The 18,472-nt window shown below is 35.9% G+C and carries 17 protein-coding genes; 15 read left to right on the plus strand and 2 right to left on the minus strand.

The features are described from left to right. Positions 1-607: 607 nt before the first annotated feature. Entirely contained in the window at positions 608-1,930 is a 1,323-nt protein-coding gene (locus tag TSYNT_RS10345) for a Na+/H+ antiporter NhaC family protein (protein WP_059033770.1), read from the minus strand. Positions 1,931-2,179: 249 nt separating this feature from the next. On the opposite strand from TSYNT_RS10345, the gene TSYNT_RS10350 reads away from it, so the two are divergent. From TSYNT_RS10350 to pyrR, 12 genes are all read left to right on the plus strand, one after another. After that, a complete protein-coding gene (locus TSYNT_RS10350) occupies positions 2,180-3,106 on the plus strand; it encodes an ABC transporter permease (RefSeq protein ID WP_059033772.1) in 927 nt (308 codons plus the stop codon). A 9-nt stretch (positions 3,107-3,115) separates the two neighbouring features. Then, complete coding sequence (locus TSYNT_RS10355; protein WP_059034327.1) at positions 3,116-4,048, plus strand: ABC transporter permease; 933 nt, start codon at positions 3,116-3,118, stop codon at positions 4,046-4,048. Positions 4,049-4,060: 12 nt separating this feature from the next. Next, the gene (locus tag TSYNT_RS10360; RefSeq protein ID WP_059033774.1) at positions 4,061-5,065 is read left to right on the plus strand and encodes an ABC transporter ATP-binding protein; all 1,005 of its coding nucleotides are present in this window, start codon (positions 4,061-4,063) and stop codon (positions 5,063-5,065) included. After that, positions 5,052-6,032, plus strand: a complete 981-nt coding sequence (locus tag TSYNT_RS10365) for an ABC transporter ATP-binding protein (protein WP_059033776.1) — start codon at positions 5,052-5,054, stop codon at positions 6,030-6,032. The genes TSYNT_RS10360 and TSYNT_RS10365 overlap by 14 nt, the downstream gene beginning before the upstream one ends. A gap of 37 nt (positions 6,033-6,069) precedes the next feature. Next, positions 6,070-7,674 carry a peptide ABC transporter substrate-binding protein gene (locus TSYNT_RS10370; RefSeq protein ID WP_059033779.1) on the plus strand — a complete coding sequence of 535 codons (1,605 nt, stop codon included), beginning with the start codon at positions 6,070-6,072 and terminating at the stop codon, positions 7,672-7,674. A gap of 210 nt (positions 7,675-7,884) precedes the next feature. Then, a complete protein-coding gene (locus tag TSYNT_RS10375) occupies positions 7,885-8,583 on the plus strand; it encodes a YggS family pyridoxal phosphate-dependent enzyme (RefSeq protein ID WP_059033780.1) in 699 nt (232 codons plus the stop codon). 38 nt (positions 8,584-8,621) lie between these two features. Further along, positions 8,622-9,056 carry a cell division protein SepF gene (locus tag TSYNT_RS10380; protein WP_059033782.1) on the plus strand — a complete coding sequence of 145 codons (435 nt, stop codon included), beginning with the start codon at positions 8,622-8,624 and terminating at the stop codon, positions 9,054-9,056. A gap of 34 nt (positions 9,057-9,090) precedes the next feature. Further along, on the plus strand, positions 9,091-9,351 hold the full coding sequence (locus TSYNT_RS12140) for a YggT family protein (RefSeq protein WP_373877527.1): 261 nt from the start codon (positions 9,091-9,093) through the stop codon (positions 9,349-9,351). 15 nt (positions 9,352-9,366) lie between these two features. Next, positions 9,367-9,939, plus strand: a complete 573-nt coding sequence (locus tag TSYNT_RS10390) for a DivIVA domain-containing protein (RefSeq protein WP_059033787.1) — start codon at positions 9,367-9,369, stop codon at positions 9,937-9,939. A gap of 63 nt (positions 9,940-10,002) precedes the next feature. Continuing rightward, positions 10,003-10,476, plus strand: a complete 474-nt coding sequence (lspA, locus tag TSYNT_RS10395; protein ID WP_059033788.1) for a signal peptidase II — start codon at positions 10,003-10,005, stop codon at positions 10,474-10,476. Continuing rightward, entirely contained in the window at positions 10,473-11,414 is a 942-nt protein-coding gene (locus TSYNT_RS10400; protein WP_059033790.1) for an RluA family pseudouridine synthase, read from the plus strand. The genes lspA and TSYNT_RS10400 overlap by 4 nt, the downstream gene beginning before the upstream one ends. After that, a complete protein-coding gene (gene pyrR / locus TSYNT_RS10405; protein ID WP_059033792.1) occupies positions 11,415-11,948 on the plus strand; it encodes a bifunctional pyr operon transcriptional regulator/uracil phosphoribosyltransferase PyrR in 534 nt (177 codons plus the stop codon). Here the strand turns inward: pyrR and TSYNT_RS10410 are convergent. Next, positions 11,940-13,715 (minus strand): Rqc2 family fibronectin-binding protein, encoded by a 1,776-nt coding sequence (locus TSYNT_RS10410; protein ID WP_059033794.1) that lies wholly within the window; start codon positions 13,713-13,715, stop codon positions 11,940-11,942. The genes pyrR and TSYNT_RS10410 overlap by 9 nt on opposite strands. Positions 13,716-13,942: 227 nt before the next feature. Here TSYNT_RS10410 and TSYNT_RS10415 point away from each other — a divergent pair, with 227 nt between their 5' ends. From TSYNT_RS10415 to TSYNT_RS10425, 3 genes are all read left to right on the plus strand, one after another. Then, complete coding sequence (locus TSYNT_RS10415) at positions 13,943-15,547, plus strand: mannitol dehydrogenase family protein (RefSeq protein ID WP_059033796.1); 1,605 nt, start codon at positions 13,943-13,945, stop codon at positions 15,545-15,547. 42 nt (positions 15,548-15,589) lie between these two features. Continuing rightward, on the plus strand, positions 15,590-17,002 hold the full coding sequence (uxaC, locus tag TSYNT_RS10420) for a glucuronate isomerase (protein WP_059033798.1): 1,413 nt from the start codon (positions 15,590-15,592) through the stop codon (positions 17,000-17,002). Between the two features lie 189 nt (positions 17,003-17,191). After that, the gene (locus TSYNT_RS10425) at positions 17,192-18,235 is read left to right on the plus strand and encodes a TRAP transporter substrate-binding protein (protein ID WP_059033800.1); all 1,044 of its coding nucleotides are present in this window, start codon (positions 17,192-17,194) and stop codon (positions 18,233-18,235) included. Positions 18,236-18,472: the final 237 nt, after the last annotated feature.

The raw sequence follows: 18,472 nt of genomic DNA on the forward strand, positions 1-18,472 counted from the left end.
ATGAGAATTAGGCCTTATAAGCATTAAGATGCAAGATTTTAACCGGTAATCGCAGAAAAGACATTAGCAGGATTACAACACTAACACTATCAAAAGAAGGTTAAAAAAGGCCTTAATTTGTCTACGTGTGGCGGACTTTTTGAGGTTTTACGATAAATAATTATTTGTTAACCGTTATTTTATGCTTTAATAGAAAGTAAAGAACCTCCAAAGCCTTATATATCAAAGGGTAGGAGGTTTTAGTTATTTATAGATAAAATACAACGTCCGATAATATATGTTATGTAAACTACCATTACTTTATCAAAATACACAATTAGGTATTGACATTTATATTATTATTATATACACTTTAACCAGAAAAGTAAATATTAAAAAATATAACGGTTTACACTAAAAAAATGGTTTAGCAATGGATTATATCTGAATACATATCATTCAAGAGCGAATGGGGTTCTAGAGGCCGGGGGTTCAAGTCCCCCCACTCAGACCATTACTTAGAATAATCATAGTTACAAGGAAAATATAAGCAATTGCTAAGAAGTATTATAAAAAGACCACCTGTTTTAATTGCGTTAAAATGATTAGACAGGTGGTCTTTTGCGTCCTAAGATATTTCATCTAGCTTTGGAGATTTTTTCTCAAGTAGCGCTTCGACAATTAGTCCCCATAAGGGCAATAAGTATAAATAACAGGCGGCAAGTACACAAGATGTGGGAGCTGATATTGTAGCAAGGGGCACCGCACTTGCAATTGACCATGGAATTAACGGTGAAATTACTACAGCGGTATTTTCCAGATAAATTGCCAATTTGTTTTTGTCAGATTCGAGCATATCACATAGTTGGTGTGTAAGCATGATAGTAAGCGTTTGATTGCATGATATGATACCCACAATAATTGATATTAAAAGCACCAGACTGTATGAAGAACTTTTTTTGCCAAAAGAAGCTATATGGTCTTTTAAATTATCAAGCAAACCCGTTTCCCTGAATATGCCGGCGTAAGATGAAGAAATACATACTATTGCAGTAACCTTCAACATAGATATAATTCCGCCGCCATTAATCATTGAAGCGATTTGCGGATTTATAGACTTGTAACCCAAAATCATTGTTTTTAAAATGCTGTTTATATCTAATCCTTGATAATGCAAACAAACTGCTATAGCAGAAACAATACTTGCTATCATGGACAATTTTACATTTATCTTCAGTAGCGATAAAAGTAAAATTATAAATGCAGGAAGCAGGACTGCAAAATCGAGTTGAAAGCTTGATGAAAAAAGACTTTGTATATCAAGAGTGTGCTGATAGCTATTTGATGCACCAATTCCTGTTAAGGCATATATAATACATGTTATGACAAAAGGCACAACTGCAGTAATTGTCATATTTCTTATATTTTTAAATATGTCAGTAAAAGTTAATTCAGCAATCAATAATGCACTAGTTGAAAGAGGTGAACACCTATCACCGAAATAGGCGCCGGATAAGATAGCACCTCCGGCTAAGATGGGATTTATACCTATTGCAACGGATATCATCATACAAGTTACGCCCATGGTAGCAGCTGTCCCTAGCGCCGTTCCTGTTAAAAAAGATACAAGACAGTTTAAAAGAAATGCTGTTAAAACGAACATTGAGGGTTTAATAAACTCTATAGCGTAACACACAATAGCAGGAATGGTGCCTGCAGCTCTCCATACAGCAGTCAGCATACCGATCAGAAGAAATGTAAGAAGAATATTTTTTACAGCGTAAATGCCAATATATGACATCTTAACAATTTGAAAAACTGTATATTTTTTTATAAACGCATATACGCAAAAAATAAAATATCCAGCAAGCAAAGCGTATAAAATTGAAATTCTTGCTATAACTGAGATGGCAAGCACAGCTGAAACTAACAATATCGTTATTATTTCCATATTAACCTCACCAAACATAATTTAAAAAAATTAAGGTATGAATTTGCTTTACAATAAAATAATTCTGCTTGCAACTCTAAATTCCTGCTTATCCAAAAAATGAATTCATTATAATGATCTGCATTCAGGTTTAATGATAAAGTCCCGCTTTTTTAAAATAGCTCATCTAAAAACTTTAAAATAGATGCAGGATTTTTTAGTACATTGTAGAATATTTTAAAGTAGTCCTGCAACTGAGGAGGTTTTTAAATGCCGGTATATATCTTAAAACGTATTTTAGCGGGTATGCTTACTATGTTCATACTTGTGACAATAACATTTTTCTTGATGCATGCTATTCCAGGGGGACCTTTCAGTCCGGCAGAAGAACGAAATGTCCCTGAAAGTGTATTAAAAAAAGTTGAAGAACGATACGGCCTCAACGATCCAGTTTATATTCAGTATTTTAACTACTTAAAAAATCTAGCACATGGAGATTTGGGTTTTTCATTTAAGCAACCTGACAGAACAGTCAACGAAATTATCCGCATTGGTTTTCCGGTATCAGCAAAAGTTGGTGCTATAGCTGCTGTGGTATCTGTGGTAATAGGCGTCCCTCTTGGTATAATATCAGCGGTAAAAAGGGGCAAATGGATGGACTGGGCTTCTATGGCATTTGCAACTATCGGTATATCGGTTCCCGGTTTTGTTATAGCTGTGCTTTCAATGTACTTATTTGCTGTAAAGTTAAAGATTTTGCCCACATATGGACTTACGAGTTGGAGACACTATATACTTCCTGTAGGAGGTCTTGCCCTGGGACCAATTGCCTATATAGCAAGACTGATGAGGTCTAGTATGCTGGAAATCATGCGTCAAGACTATATTCGTACAGCTAGGGCAAAAGGCGTAAGCGAATTTTGGGTTATAGCAAAACATGCAATGAAAAATGCCATAACACCCGTAGTGACATACTTAGGTCCTTTAGTGGCATCTCTTTTAACAGGCAGTTTTGTAGTTGAAAAGCTTTTTTCAATTCCAGGCATGGGCCGCTATTATGTAACTGGAATAAGCGATAGGGATTATTCAGTAACTCTTGGAATGACATTATTTTTTGGATTATTTGTTGTAATTGCCAATATTATCGTTGATATCTTATATGCGCTTATTGACCCGCGAGTCAAAATGGATGAGTAGGTGAAAAAAATGGAAACACCGTTATATGATGAAATTCCACCAGAACTTTTTGAAAAAGCTTTGGATACGGAAAAACAGTCCGATGTAATATCTAGGCCTAGTATGTCATACTGGCAAAATGCCTGGGCAAGATTTAAGAAAGACCCACTTGCTATGATCGGCCTTGTAGTTATAATTATTATTACGCTTTTTGCTATTTTCGGACCTATAGTTTCGCCATACACTTATGACGGTCAAAATATAGCTATTCAAAACCAGCCTCCTTCAAGAGAACATTGGTTTGGTACTGATAAATTTGGAAGAGACATTTTTGTGCGCGTTCTTTATGGGGCAAGAATTAGTCTCAGTATAGGAGTAATGGCTGCCGCAATAAATCTTGTAATAGGAGTTATATATGGCGGTATAGCCGGATATTTTGGCGGTAGAGTAGATATGGTGATGATGAGGATAGTAGATGTTCTGTATGGACTTCCATCATTGCTTTATATAATTTTAATTATGATGTTTTTAGGTAACACAGTTAAAAGTATTCTTATAGCACTCAGCCTTACTTATTGGATAGGCACTGCAAGAATCGTAAGGTCTCAGGTTTTATCTTTAAAGCATGAAGAATACACTCTTGCAGCAAGAGCGCTAGGCGTTTCAAATTTAGGTATAATATTTAGACATTTAGTTCCTAATAGTATGGGTCCAATTATAGTAACAGTTACATTTTTAATCCCTCAAGCTATTTTTTCTGAGGCTTTTTTAAGCTTTTTGGGCATAGGAATTCAGGTTCCAATGGCAAGTTGGGGCACTTTAGCAAATGATGCTATTCCGGCTATTTTTACTCAGCCTTATCAGATGATTTTTCCTGTACTTGCCATAAGCATCACAATGTTTGCATTAAACTTTATTGGAGACGGCCTTAGAGACGCTTTAGATCCAAGACTAAAAAAATAGGTAGGTAAAATTATGATATTGCTTGATGTGGTTAATCTTAAGACAACTTTTCAAATTGATGCCGGAAACGTTCAGGCAGTGCGGGGCGTATCTTTTCATGTTGATGAAGGAGAGTCTATAGGCATTGTCGGTGAGTCCGGCTCGGGCAAAAGCGTTACAATGCTCTCGGTAACAAGGCTTTTACCGGAGAACGCCAAAGTTGAAGCCGATAGCATCAATTTTAACGGTACCGAGTTATTAAAACAAGATGACAATTTTATGCGAAAAATTCAAGGCAGTGAAATCGGCATGATTTTCCAAGATCCAATGACTTCGCTAAACCCCTTATTTACAATCGGAGATCAGATAATGGAGCCAATTCGCATACATCAAAAACTATCAGGCGAGGATGCAAAAAAAAGAGTAATAGAACTTCTCAAATTAGTAGAAATACCTGATCCGGAAAGCCGATTAAAGCAATATCCTCATGAATTTTCAGGTGGAATGAGACAGCGAGTAATGATTGCAATTGCCCTAAGCTGCAATCCAAAACTTTTGATAGCTGATGAGCCGACTACAGCACTAGATGTCACAGTTCAAGCACAAATTTTAGACCTTATGGATGAATTAAAGAAAAAATTAAATATGTCAATTATATTAATAACTCATAATTTAGGAGTCGTTGCTAAAATTTGCAATCGTATCATTGTTATGTATGGTGGTTTATTGGTAGAGGAAGGCACTTCTAGAGAAATATTTTACGAGCCTAAACATCCTTATACATGGGGTCTTTTGCGCTCCATTCCAAAAGTAACTGCTCAAAAAAGTAAACTTATACCTATTCCGGGCAGCCCGCCGGATCTGCTTTCACCTCCTGCCGGCTGTCCCTTCGCTCCAAGATGCGAATATGCAATGAAGGTCTGCATGAAATACCCTCCGAAAAAAATAGGACTTAGTGACACTCACAGTGTTGCCTGCTGGCTTATGCATCCAAAATCACCCGGATATAAAATGGAGGGATTGTATGCAAATAGATAGTAAAAACCTTTTAGAAATAAAACACTTAAAAAAATATTTTGAGATACGAAAAGGCTTTTTTGGTAAAAATGTGCGCATTTTGAAGGCTGTAGATGATGTAAGTTTTAGCATAAAAAAGGGCGAAACTTTTGGACTTGTAGGCGAATCGGGATGTGGAAAAACTACTGCCGGAAGAACTATACTAAAACTTTATGAGCCCACCTCGGGCCAAATCTTTTACGATGGTAATGATATATCAAAATTTAGCGAAAAAGAAATGTTTCCATATAAAAAGAAAATGCAGGTCATATTTCAAGATCCCTATGCATCATTAGACCCTCGCATGACGGTGGGCGAAATTTTGGGAGAAGCTATAGACGTTCATCACCTCTATGAAGGTAAGGCACGTTCTGACAGAATTGCGGAGCTTGTAGAACTTGTAGGATTAAAAAGTGACCACATAAACAGATATGCCCATGAATTTTCCGGTGGTCAGCGCCAAAGAATCGGAATAGCCCGCGCTTTAGCGGTCGAACCCGAGTTTATAGTTTGCGATGAGCCCATATCAGCTCTTGATGTATCTATACAAGCTCAGATTGTTAATATGCTTGAAGAATTTCAAGAAAAGTTTGGTTTAACTTACTTATTTATATCCCATGATCTTTCAATGGTAAGGCACATATCTCACAAAGTGGGCGTTATGTACCTTGGCTCTTTGGTAGAATATGCAGGAGTAGACGAGATCTTTTTGAACATGCTTCATCCTTACACAAAAGCGCTTCTGTCCGCGGCGCCAATTCCTGATCCTGACGAATCTAAAAAAAGTGAAAGGATACATCTTCAAGGGGATGTACCAAGCCCATTAAATCCGCCAAGTGGATGTGCGTTTAGAAATCGCTGTATCTATGCCAGCAAAATATGTTCAGAGGAAAAGCCTGTGCTAAAAGATGCAGGCGCCGGACATATGGTGGCATGCCACCTTTATTGATATGTCAAAAATATAAATGAATCGGAGGGAATTAATATTGAAAAAATCAGGAGTGTTTCTAGTTGCTTTGACACTTATAGTTTCTATGCTGGCAGGCTGCGGAGGTCAACAATCTTCCACGGCGGATTCAAAAAATAAAATTATATACGCTATGAGCGATGAAGCTGAAACATTAGACCCGACGCTGAACATTTATGCTCGTTCCTCAAATGTGTTATTAAACCTTTTTAGTGGTCTGTTTAAAGTGGGACCTGATGGCAAGCTTGCGCCATCGATGGCTGAAAGTTATACTATTGATGAAACCGGAACAAAATATACGTTCAAAATCAGAGATAATGCTAAATGGTCAGATGGAAAGCCTCTTACCGCTCAAGATTTTGAGTATACTTTCAAAAGAATATTAAATCCCGATGTGGCATCGAAAGCAGCCTATGAACTTTATTACATAAAAAACGGCAAAGCTTACAACGATGGAAATGCCACAGCAGATGAGGTAGGAGTCAAAGCTTTAGATGACAGAACTTTAGAAATTACATTAGAAAATCCAACCCCATATTTTCTAGATCTTTTAAGTTCTAGCAGCTACTTGCCTGTAAGAAAGGATATTGTGGAAGGAAACGAAGGTTGGACAAAATCTCCAGAAACTCTTATAAGCAATGGTCCTTTTTATATGGCAGAAATCAAGCCCAAAGAAAAGTATGTTCTAAAGAAAAATCCTCACTATGTCGATGCTGACAAAGTAAAATTAGATACTTTAGAGATAACCTTTATAGATTCTCCTGAGACCGAACTTGCCGCATATCAGAACAATGAAATAGACATATCTCAAAACCTTACTCCTGAAGGGATGTCACAATACAAGGATTCGTCGGAATTTCATAGAGTCCCAAGGATTGGAGTTTATTATCTTGATATAAACACTTCAAAAGATCCTTTTGATGATGCTAGAGTAAGAAAGGCTTTTAGTATATCAATAAACAGAGAGCAGCTTGTTACAAAGATATTGCAAACAGTAGGCAAACCGGCTTTTGGGTTTGTGCCTTATGGTATTCCTCACGGTGTTGAAAAAGATAAAGACTACCGAGATGTGGTGGGAAACCTTTTCACAGAAGACGTTAGCGAGGCAAAAAAACTGCTAGCTGAAGCAGGTTATCCTGATGGCAAAGACTTTCCTGCTGTCACATACATCTGCATGGCGGATCAAGCCAACAAGGATTTGGCTCAAGCGCTCCAGAGCATGTGGAAAGAAAATCTTGGTGTTCAGGTTGATATAAGAACATATGAATCCAAATTATACTGGGATGAGATGCATCAGGGAAACTTCAACATTGGTTGGGATGGCTGGACAGGAGATTATTTAGATCCAATGACGATGCTTGATCAGATGGAAAGTGTAAATACCGAGACCAATAATCGCTGGAGCAATCCTGAGTATGATAGGCTGCTTGAAGAAAACCGCAAGACTGCAGATCAAAAAATACGCATGGAAAACTTTGCAAAAGCTGAAAAATTGCTAATGGATGAAATGCCCATAATACCTCTTTATTTTAGAGAGACTGCATATTTATGCAAACCTAATATAAAGGGCCTCTTAGTAGATGTTTCAGGGCATATGATATTTGAATATGCATACAAAGAATAAACCGAGACATAAAAACAAAAATTCTGTATAAGAATGAAAAGCTGCCTGTTCCATGCATCGAAGATGTGCGAGCAGGTGGCTTTTCCTATTAATTTTTTTAAGTATTGCCAGTTAAAAAGGAGGATTATGGGCATTTTTGGAGAACATATAGAAATATAGATGCACAACACGCAGCTTATAATTAAACTATTTGTACAAAGAGGGGATTGCATGTTATTTATAAAGGAAAATATCGCAAATATTGAATCACGAATAAAAACCGCTGCCGAAAAAAGCGGAAGAAACTTTAAAGATATCAGCCTTGTTGCTGTTACGAAGACCATTTCTCCTGAAATAATTCAGGAAGCAGTAGATGCCGGCATAACGTTATTAGGCGAAAATAAAGTCCAAGAAGCCCGCGGTAAAATTGATAAAATAAAGGGTGATGTGGAATGGCATTTAATAGGCCATTTACAAAGAAATAAGGTAAAAATAGCCTTAGAACTTTTTTCATTGATTCAATCACTAGACAGCTTTGCACTGGCTGAAGAAATACAAAAAAGGGCGCGGCAGATGCAAAAAAATGTTGATGTCCTGGTTCAGATAAACATTGGCTTAGAAAAAACAAAATATGGCATTAACCCTGCCGATGCCGAAAGTTTCATAGAAAGTGTTGCTTCTTTGGAAAACTTAAACGTAAAAGGCCTTATGGCAATTGCTCCTTTCAAAGAAAACCCGGAGGATGTAAGACCTTATTTCCGAGAGATGCGAAGCATATTTGAAAGGATAAAACAAGAATCTATAAAAAATGTCGAAATGAAATACCTGTCAATGGGCATGAGTAATGATTTCGAAGTAGCAATAGAAGAAGGATCGAATATGGTAAGAATTGGTACTGCGATTTTTGGAGCAAGGGATTACTCTAAGTAATCTATAAAAATATTTATAAATAAGAGGTGAAAATTTTAATGAGTGGAAAAAACTTTCTAGACAAGATGATGTATTTTTTAGGAATTGGCGATGAAGAACTTGAAGAACCTGAAAAAGACGAATATGAACCTTATGTTGTAAGGGCTGAACAAAAACCCGCAGGTCGCGTAATCAACATTCATCAGACAAGCAAAAACAAAATGGTTATATTTAAGCCTCAGTTTTTTGAAGAAGTTCGCGAGATAACCGATGAAGTGAAAAATAGACGTGCAGCAATCGTAAATTTAGAAAGAATGGACAAAGAAAATGCAAAGCGAGTGCTTGACTTTATGGCAGGGAGTATTTATGCTCTAAATGGAACAGTTAAAAAAATCGGCGCCGGTATATTTATTTTCGCCCCTGATAATATAGATGTTTCTGGTGTTGATGCAGATGACTATGACGCAAATGGTACATCACTGGTTTCGAGATAGGAGTGCATAAATTTTGCTGATTAATTTAGTCAACATGATATTCCAATTTTTAGATTTAATGATTCTCATTAGGATTGTGTTATCCTTTTTTCCTGACTTGTCTCGTTCTAATATTGCACACTTTGTATATCAAATTACAGAGCCGATATTACTCCCGTTTAGAACGCTTTTAGAAAAGTTAATTCCACCTCGCCATACAGGCTATTATTTAGACTTTTCGCCTGTGCTTGCTCTATTTTTCTTGGATATTTTAAGAAATATTGTTATAAGATTACTGGTTGCAATTTTGTGGTAAGGAGATGATTTTTGAATGGACCTGTCGCCGCTGGAGATCCAGAAGAAAGAATTTAGTAAATCAATGAGGGGCTATAACAAAGAAGAAGTTGACGAGTTTTTAGAGAAGTTAACGGAAAATTACGAAAAAATTTATAAAGAAAACAAGGACTTAAGAGAACGAATTGAGCTTTTAGAAGAAACCATACAAAGTTATAGAGAAATCGAGACTACTTTAAAAAATACTCTTGTATTAGCTGAACAGACTGCTGAGGAAGTCAAAGCTAATGCACGCAAAGAAAGAGAGATTATTTTAAAGCAGGCAAACGCAGAAGCAGATAAAATTATCGAGGGTGCCCAGAAAAAATTCAACCAAATAAATAACAAAACAGAGGAACTTTTAAGGCAGTTTAATCTATACAAGACGCGGTTTAAAAACTTCCTTCAGTCTCAATTAGATTATCTTGATTGTAGTGAACTTGATATATCGAACTTGATTTTGCAAAATCAGGATATTTCGCAGGAAGAAAACGTATGCGAGGCTTCAAAAACCTGCATCACGGAAACATCAGATGAAATTGCGGTTAGCGAAGATACAGCAACTGAATAGATTGAAATTTATAAGATATGGTTGTATAATTGTTAAAAAACCGCAATACCGGAGGTAGCAATATTGCCATATATTATTTTAAGTATATTTATAGCGGGCTTAGATCTTATAACAAAATATCAAGTTCAAAAAACAATGGATCCGTTCGATTCGATTCCTATAATAAAAAATGTCTTCCATATAACTTATGTGCAAAATACAGGAGCAGCATTTAGTATATTAAGTGGAAGAATTTTTTTGTTCATTTCAGCTTCTATAATTATTATTTCCGCAATAACATTTATATTAATAAAATATCCCATCAAACAAAAGGCATTGGGCATTGCCCTTGCTATGGTTTTGGGGGGAGCGGCAGGCAATTTTATAGACAGAATGAGGTATGGATATGTAATTGACTTTTTAGATTTTAGGATTTGGCCTGTTTTTAACGTGGCGGATTGTGCCATTGTTATTGGAACAATAATTTTAGGATATTTTCTTCTTTTCCGCTTAGATTCGGAAAAACTAGAATTTAAGAATGGCAGGAGGTTAGATTGAGCAGCAAACTTGAATTTGTGGTAGAAAAAAATGACGAAAAAAAGCGGCTTGATGTATTTTTAGCAGAGAAAATAGAAAATTCCCGAAGCTTTATAAAAAACAGCATCCTTGAAGGCCAGGTCTTAGTTAATGGTTTTTGCGCAAAGCCTAATTATAGACTAAAACAAAATGACAAGATAACGGTTAATATTCTTGAAATGCCCAAACCTTCAGCGACTCCGGAAGATATCCCGCTAGACATTGTTTGCGAGGATGAAGATATAATTGTTATAAATAAGCCTAGGGGAATGGTGGTTTACCCGGCTGCCGGTAATTATTCAGGAACTTTAGTAAATGCTTTACTCTACCACACTAAGGATTTAGCATCTAATGGCGGACAAATAAGGCCTGGGATAGTGCATAGGTTAGATAAAGATACATCAGGCCTTATTGTAGTTGCAAAAAATAATGCAGCGCACCTTAATTTAGTAGAACAACTGAAAAACAGACAATTTAAAAAGGTCTATCAGGCTATAGTCTGGGGAGATATCAAAGATAACGAAGGCACGATAGATGCTCCTATTGGCAGACATCCTGTAAGACGGAAAGAAATGACCGTTACTACAAAAAATTCCAAAGACGCCATTACACATTTTAAAGTAGTGGAGAGATTTGGCGAATTTACGTTTATAGAGGCAAGAATTGAAACCGGCAGAACGCATCAAATAAGGGTTCATATGAAATTTATTAATCATCCGATAGTGGCAGATCCGGTATATTCGCGAAAAAAAGCGCCATTTGAAATAAAGGGGCAGGCGCTTCACGCATATAAATTAGGTTTTTACCATCCTACTACTAAAAAATTTATTGAATTTTCAGCACCTATGCCGGATGATATGGCTAAAATTTTGGATATACTCAGAGATAAATACGCAGAGCAGAGAAAGGATGGAAATTAAATGGAAGAAAAAGCACGCATAATGGATGAAAAAGCTATAGATCGCACACTTATTAGAATCAGCCACGAAATTATCGAGAAAAATAAAGGTGTTGAAGATCTGGCACTTGTAGGCATAAGAAGAAGAGGGGTTCCGCTAGCCAGGAGACTTGCAAAGTACATTTCTTCTATTGAGGGAGTAGAGGTGCCCGTAGGTATTTTAGATATAACACTTTATCGTGATGATTTGTCCAGCCTAACTTTACAACCGGTAGTGCACAAGACGGAAATAAATTTTAATATAGCTGATAAGAACATAATTTTAGTCGATGATGTAATTTATACAGGGAGAACAATACGAGCTGCACTTGATGCCCTGGCAGATTTAGGAAGAGCAAAATCAATTCAGCTTGCGGTGCTGATTGACAGAGGCCATAGAGAATTACCCATAAGGCCGGATTATGTAGGCAAAAACGTGCCAACCTCGAACGATGAAATAGTTGAAGTTAGATTAGAGGAGATAGATGGAGAAAATAGTGTTGTTATTTTAGAATGAAAGCTTTGCTACGATATTTTCATCTGGTGTAACATAAATTGTTTTTTGATGGTAATAAATCACAAAGCCCGGTTTTGCTCCTGAGGGCTTTTTTACGTGCTTTACATAAGTGTAATCCACCGGCACATTACTGCTATTTCTGCTTTTACTAAAATGTGCAGCAAGAATTGCTGCCTCCACAAGGGTAGTTTCGGGCACCTCATTCCCTGAGCTTTCGATGACAACGTGAGAGCCAGGGGTATTTTTGGCATGAAGCCATATATCGTCAGGTTTTGCTTTTTTAAAAGTCAGGACATCATTTTGTTTATTATTTTTTCCAACATTTATTATAAAACCGTCTGAAGATTTAAATTGCAGTGGTTTAGAAGAAGAGGCTGTTTTTTGCCTCCTTTTTTTATGTGATGGCGCAGCAAGATAACCTTGTGATTCTAATTCTTGTTGTATCTCCTCGAGATCCTCCGTAGATTGGCTATAATCGATGTTTACAAGCACACTTTCCAAATAGTCAATTTCTGCCAATATCTTGGAAATCCTACTTTCGACAATATTTTTCGTAGATTGTAGTTTTTTATATCTATTAAAATATTTTTGCGCATTTTGCGAAGGCGATAATTTTTCATTAAGAGGAATCTCGATTTCTTCGCCGGGCTGATAAAAATTAGGCAATATAACTTTTGATTGCCCGGGTTTTATATTGTATAAGTTTGCTGATAAAATTTCGCCCCAAAGCCTGTATTTTTCAAAATCAAGAGTTCTTTGTCTTCTTTCCTCAAGATATTCAAGAGATTGATTGAGTTTCTTTAAAATTTTTGCGATTTCAGTCTTGATTTTGTGTTTTGCCTTCTCAATTTCCGAGATCTCTCTTTTTTTAGAAAAAAAGGTATCAACCGCTGTATTTACATTCGAAACGCCGGTAATTAATTCGTTTTTATATATTTCCATAGGAAAAAGCCAAAAATCTAAAGGCACACGGCTGCTTTTGCTAAAATATACACGCGGATCAAAGTTGCGCAGAATCAAATCCTCTCGTATTTTCATCATGGAATCGGTAAGAGCTTCAATATCATCTTCACTTAAATTTGATATCGGTATTTTGTGGTCAATCCCGGCTCTTACCGCAATTTCTTGAGCTGAAATCCCTGAAAAACCGGCAAAGGTTTCAAGAAGCCACTTACTAAGGGTCTTGGTTTTGCCGGATTTTGCTGCATCTTTTATAACATTGATAATAGAGCTTCTGTCAGAAATTAGTAAATCTACTTTTTCTTCTACCGGCGGTTTAGTATAGGTTTTTCCAGGAAGAATTTCCCTGTATCTATTAACATCTAAGCCGATTCTTTTTATGGAATCAATAATTATCTTTGTTTGAAGGTCCAACAATATGATATTACTGTGTTTTCCCATGATTTCCGCTACTATTTCGTATTCTGCAGGCTGCATAAATTCATCTGTGTTTTTTATAGTGATATTTAAAATTCGCTCCAAACCATCCTGAACTATTTCCTCGATTTTTCCTCCCAAAAGATATTTTCTAAGCAGCATGCAAAACATTGGTGGAGAAGATGGGTTTTCAAAAGGCTTCCGAGCCAGATGAATACGGCAGTCTACAGAGTGAGCTGATATTAAAAGTTTGTATTCTTCACGATTATTATATACGCTAAGTACTACGTCATTTTTATCAGGTTGATAAATTTTACTTATCCTTCCACCAACCAAGAGATTTTTTAATTCGTCAGTTATTCCAAATAAAGTTAAACCATCAAACGGCATATAAAACCCTCCTTACATTGCAATTAAGTATAACATGAAACCGCCTGTTTTTAAAGATTTAACATGAAGGATGGCTTACATTTTTAGGAATTCTTATCTTTTGTGTTTTTATAAAAAATTCATAATATGAAAAAATAATGATTGACATCTTACATACTAATATGGTAGTATGTAAGTGAAAATATTCAGGTATTAATTTATGGCCTGAAGTAAAACAGGTGATGAAAATGAAATTGAACATTTCCAACCTTAAAAACAAAGAGTTCTGGCAGAGGAAAGGATATCAACTGCCTAATTTTGATATTGAAAAGATGAAAGAAAACACTCTTAAAAATCCAATGTGGTTACATTTTGGAGCTGGCAACATTTTTAGAGCTTTTCCCGCGGCATTGCAGCAAGATTTACTGGATAAAGGTCTTTCAGACCGAGGAATCATCGTATGTGAATCCTATGATGAAGAAATTATTGAAAAAGCTTACACGCCATATGATAACTTAAGTATACTTATAACTCTGAAAGCTGATGGCAGCATAGATAAGAAAATAATTGCAAGCATAGCCTCTGCAATGAATGTAAGAGATAGCTTAAATAAATTGATTGATATTTTTACACATCCAAGTCTACAAATAGCCAGCTTTACCATAACAGAAAAAGGATATTCGCTTGTGGATTCCAGCGGAAGTTATCCAAAAGAAATAGCAGAAGACCTTGAGGGAAATTTTCAAACTCCAAAGACTCTAATGGGTACAATAGCTTTTTTATGCTACAAAAGATACTTAGCCGGAAAGCTTCCTATAACTTTATTAAGTCTAGATAATTGTTCGCACAATGGCTCAAAATTACATGATGCAGTGAAAACTTTTGCTGATAGTTGGGTAGAAAATAAAAAAGTTGATGCAGGTTTTTTGGAGTATATACAAAATCAACAATTCGTATCTTTTCCATGGACAATGATAGACAAAATCACCCCAAGACCTTCTGAACAAGTAAAAGCTATGTTGGAAGCTGATGGACTAGAAGATGTGGAAATTATAAAAACAAAAAAGAATACATATGTCGCATCTTTTGTAAACGCGGAGCAAACCCAATATCTCGTTGTAGAAGATGTATTTCCAAATTCAAGACCTCCTTTAGAAGAAGCGGGTGTAATTTTTACAGATAGAGAAATCGTGGATAAAGTAGAAAAAATGAAAGTTTGCACATGCCTTAATCCATTACACACGGCGCTTGCTATATACGGCTGCCTTTTAGGCTATACCTCTATTGCGGACGAGATGAAAGATAAGCACCTTAAAAAATTTATTGAAAAGCTAGGGTATGAGGAAGGGCTGCCTGTTGTAGTAGATCCGGGAATAATAAAACCGGAAGAATTTTTAAAAGAAGTTATAGAAGAAAGATTGCCAAATCCTTTTGTTCCTGATACACCACAACGGATAGCTTGTGACACATCACAAAAAATCCCGGTGCGCTTTGGCGAAACTCTCAAGGCATATATTTCAACTGGGAAGCGAGACATATCAACACTAACATATATACCGTTATTTTTTGCAGGCTGGTTAAGATACCTTATGGGAATAGACGATGAAGGAAAGCCATTTGCCCCCAGCCCTGACCCAATGCTTGAAGTATTGCAGGGATATATAAAAGACATATCTTTGGGAGATAAAGGACCGTTTACGGATTCATTAAAGCCAATACTTTCAGATGAAAAAATATTTGGAGTAGATCTTTATAAATATAAACTCGCTCCGAAGGTAGAAAATATGTTTACAGAACTAGTGGCTGGTAAGGGGGCGGTAAGGAAGACATTGGAGAAATACGTTAGCGACTAAACGACTATGTTTAAAACACAATAGCCTTAAGGAGATGTGAAAATGGCGTTTATAAATGACGATTTTATGTTACAGAATGACACTGCTAAATTTTTATATCATACGTATGCCAAATCTCTTCCAATATTTGATTATCACTGCCACTTAGACGTGAAGCTCATAGCCAAGGACTATCAATTTTCTAGTATAGCTGAACTGTGGCTGGCAGGAGACCATTACAAATGGAGAGCAATGAGGGCTAACGGCATATCAGAAGAAATGATTACTGGAAATGCCAGTTCTGTAGAAAAATTTGAAGCATGGTCAAAAACTATCGAAAATTGCATAGGAAATCCATTATATCATTGGACTCATCTGGAATTAAAAAATTATTTTGGCATAGATGAACTATTAAATGAGAATAATTGGAAAGAAATTTATAATAAAGCCAATAAAGTGATCAAGGAAGAGCAATTAACCGCAAGAAAGTTGCTTCAATTATCAAACGTGACTTATATTTGTACCACTGACAATCCCCTAGACTCTCTTGAATATCATGATAAAATAAGCGCTGATAAGAATTTTAAAATTAAAGTACTCCCTTCTTTTAGACCGGATGAAGCGTTTACAATTGGAGAAAAAAAGTTCGTTGATTTTGTTAAGAAATTAGCCCAAATTACAAATACTACAATCAAAAGTTATTCGGATTTTGTTAAGTGTTTAGAAGAACGGGTTGATTACTTTGATAAAAGAGGAGCTTTTATATCTGATCATAGCTTTGAAAAATTGTTTTTTAAAGAATCAACAGATGAAGAAGTAGAAGCCATATTTCAAAAGTCGCTAAATGAAAATCAAATTACTGACGAAGAATACAAAAAATTTATCAGCCGTTTGATAATAGACTTAGGGGCTATTTATCACAAAAAAAACTGGGTAATGCAAATTCATTTTGGAGCAATACGAAATAACAATACTGTTATGTATGAGAGGCTTGGACCAGATACGGGATTTGATTCTATAGCCGATCAATCAGATTTAGCTTATGCATTAAATAGGCTACTCGATACTATGTACCAAAGGAATACTTTGCCAAAAATGATTATATACAATCTGAATCCGGAATATAATCACATTGTAGCAAGCGCTATAGCAAATTTTCAAAGCAATGAAGAGGGAATAAAAAACAAGATTCAATTCGGAGCCGGATGGTGGTTTAATGATACAGAGCAAGGCATGCTTCGTCAGATGAGTACTTTAGCAGACCATGGATTACTTATGCATTTTACGGGAATGGTCACAGATTCACGGAGCTTCCTATCGTTTCCACGTCATGAGTATTTCAGACGAATTTTATGCAATTATATAGGCGAACAGGTTGAAGAAGGAAAATTTCCCAATGATAAAAAATTACTAAAAAAGTTGGTAGAGAATATCTGTTATTATAATGCGTTAAATTTTTTTGCTAAGGATATATAAGAGTTTCATGAGTTATTTATGATTTCCGGCAAATCAGGACATAGAAGTATTACATAAGATATTGAACACCATTTGCTTAAAATTAGTTTTAGATGAAAGGGGAGAAGCCTATTTTAAAAAGATAAAGCGCAAAAAAGTGTAAAAATAAATGCGACGGCAGCAAAAATTTTTAAAATTAGGGGGATGAAAATGAAAAAAAGTTTTAAGTTATTATCATTAATCTTGGCGCTGGCATTAATCAGTTCAGTGTTAGCAGGATGCGGAGGCCAACAATCGCAAGAAGGTAAACAGGAGTCAGAGGGAAATTCAACCTCAGAAGAAATTACTCTTGTATATGCGGAAGTCAATCCGCCAGATTCTATTGCCGGCAAGACAGCTTTTGCTTTTAAAGATAAAGTAGAAGAGCTTTCAAATGGTCAGATTAAAATTGATGTTCAAGCAAGTGGAGTTTTGGGAGCAGAAAATGATGTGCTAGACACAATGCTAGGTGGCGGCAAGACAATTGACATGGCTCGTATATCCGCATTTGCCCTGACAAGCTATGGCGGTGAAAAATCAATGTTGCTCTCTGTTCCTTATACATTTGTAAACCGTGAACATTTTTGGAAATTTGCTAATTCTGATTTAGCTTCTGAATTTCTTCTAGAACCACATGAAAATGGCAAGGGAGTTAGAGGTTTATTCTACGGTGAAGAAGGTTTCCGTCATTTCTTCACAGTAAAGCCGATTAAAGGCATAGAAGATCTTAAAGGTATGAAACTTAGGGTATCAGCAGATCCCATTATGACTGCCATGGTAGAAGCTCTTGGCGCCTCACCCACGGTCGTATCATTTAATGAATTATACTCTGCACTACAAACAGGTGTAGTCGATGGAGCAGAACAGCCAATTGTAAACTACAAAGCTAATTCATTTTATGAGGTTGCACCAAATTTGATTCTTGATGGCCATACTCTTGGAGCAATACAAGTAATCATAACAGATGAAGCATGGGATAGTCTAACAGAGGAACAGCAAAATATTCTTATGGAAGCCGGTAAGTATGCATCAGAGTATAACAGAAAGATTTCCGAAGAAACGGAAAATCAAGCTTTAGATGAACTAAAAGCTAAAGGCGTAAATGTTATAGAAGTTAACGATATTACACCTTGGAAAGAAGCATGTAAGGATGTAATCTCTTCTGCAACAGAAAAATATGCTGAACTTTATCAGCAAATTCTTGATATGCAATAAATTTAAAAATTCTAATAAATTTCCGAGAGATACAATCGTATTCAAAAATTTTATTTTACCTTAAGTTTACCCTAAATATTGCAAATCAAATAAAATAGAGCAATTGTGAAATGCATATCTGATGCTTTGATTTCGCTAATAACCAAAAAATATGTCGAAATTATCAAGAGTAAAACGAATAATTTAATTCGTGCTCTTGATAATTTCAAGTACACTTTCAAACAATGTTAAAGCGAA

Origin of the sequence: Tepidanaerobacter syntrophicus (assembly GCF_001485475.2) — a bacterium.
Classification (GTDB): Bacteria; Bacillota; Thermosediminibacteria; order Thermosediminibacterales; family Tepidanaerobacteraceae; genus Tepidanaerobacter; species Tepidanaerobacter syntrophicus.

Bases quoted from the DNA above. Each gene is read 5' to 3' on its own strand.
- TSYNT_RS10345 (WP_059033770.1), bottom strand. From the start codon at position 1,930: ATGGAAATAATAACGATATTGTTAGTTTCAGCTGTGCTTGCCATCTCA.
- TSYNT_RS10350 (WP_059033772.1), top strand. From the start codon at position 2,180: ATGCCGGTATATATCTTAAAACGTATTTTAGCGGGTATGCTTACTATG.
- TSYNT_RS10355 (WP_059034327.1), top strand. From the start codon at position 3,116: ATGGAAACACCGTTATATGATGAAATTCCACCAGAACTTTTTGAAAAA.
- TSYNT_RS10360 (WP_059033774.1), top strand. From the start codon at position 4,061: ATGATATTGCTTGATGTGGTTAATCTTAAGACAACTTTTCAAATTGAT.
- TSYNT_RS10365 (WP_059033776.1), top strand. From the start codon at position 5,052: ATGCAAATAGATAGTAAAAACCTTTTAGAAATAAAACACTTAAAAAAA.
- TSYNT_RS10375 (WP_059033780.1), top strand. From the start codon at position 7,885: ATGTTATTTATAAAGGAAAATATCGCAAATATTGAATCACGAATAAAA.
- TSYNT_RS10380 (WP_059033782.1), top strand. From the start codon at position 8,622: ATGAGTGGAAAAAACTTTCTAGACAAGATGATGTATTTTTTAGGAATT.
- TSYNT_RS12140 (WP_373877527.1), top strand. From the start codon at position 9,091: ATGATATTCCAATTTTTAGATTTAATGATTCTCATTAGGATTGTGTTA.
- TSYNT_RS10390 (WP_059033787.1), top strand. From the start codon at position 9,367: ATGGACCTGTCGCCGCTGGAGATCCAGAAGAAAGAATTTAGTAAATCA.
- pyrR (WP_059033792.1), top strand. From the start codon at position 11,415: ATGGAAGAAAAAGCACGCATAATGGATGAAAAAGCTATAGATCGCACA.
- TSYNT_RS10410 (WP_059033794.1), bottom strand. From the start codon at position 13,715: ATGCCGTTTGATGGTTTAACTTTATTTGGAATAACTGACGAATTAAAA.
- TSYNT_RS10415 (WP_059033796.1), top strand. From the start codon at position 13,943: ATGAAATTGAACATTTCCAACCTTAAAAACAAAGAGTTCTGGCAGAGG.
- uxaC (WP_059033798.1), top strand. From the start codon at position 15,590: ATGGCGTTTATAAATGACGATTTTATGTTACAGAATGACACTGCTAAA.
- TSYNT_RS10425 (WP_059033800.1), top strand. From the start codon at position 17,192: ATGAAAAAAAGTTTTAAGTTATTATCATTAATCTTGGCGCTGGCATTA.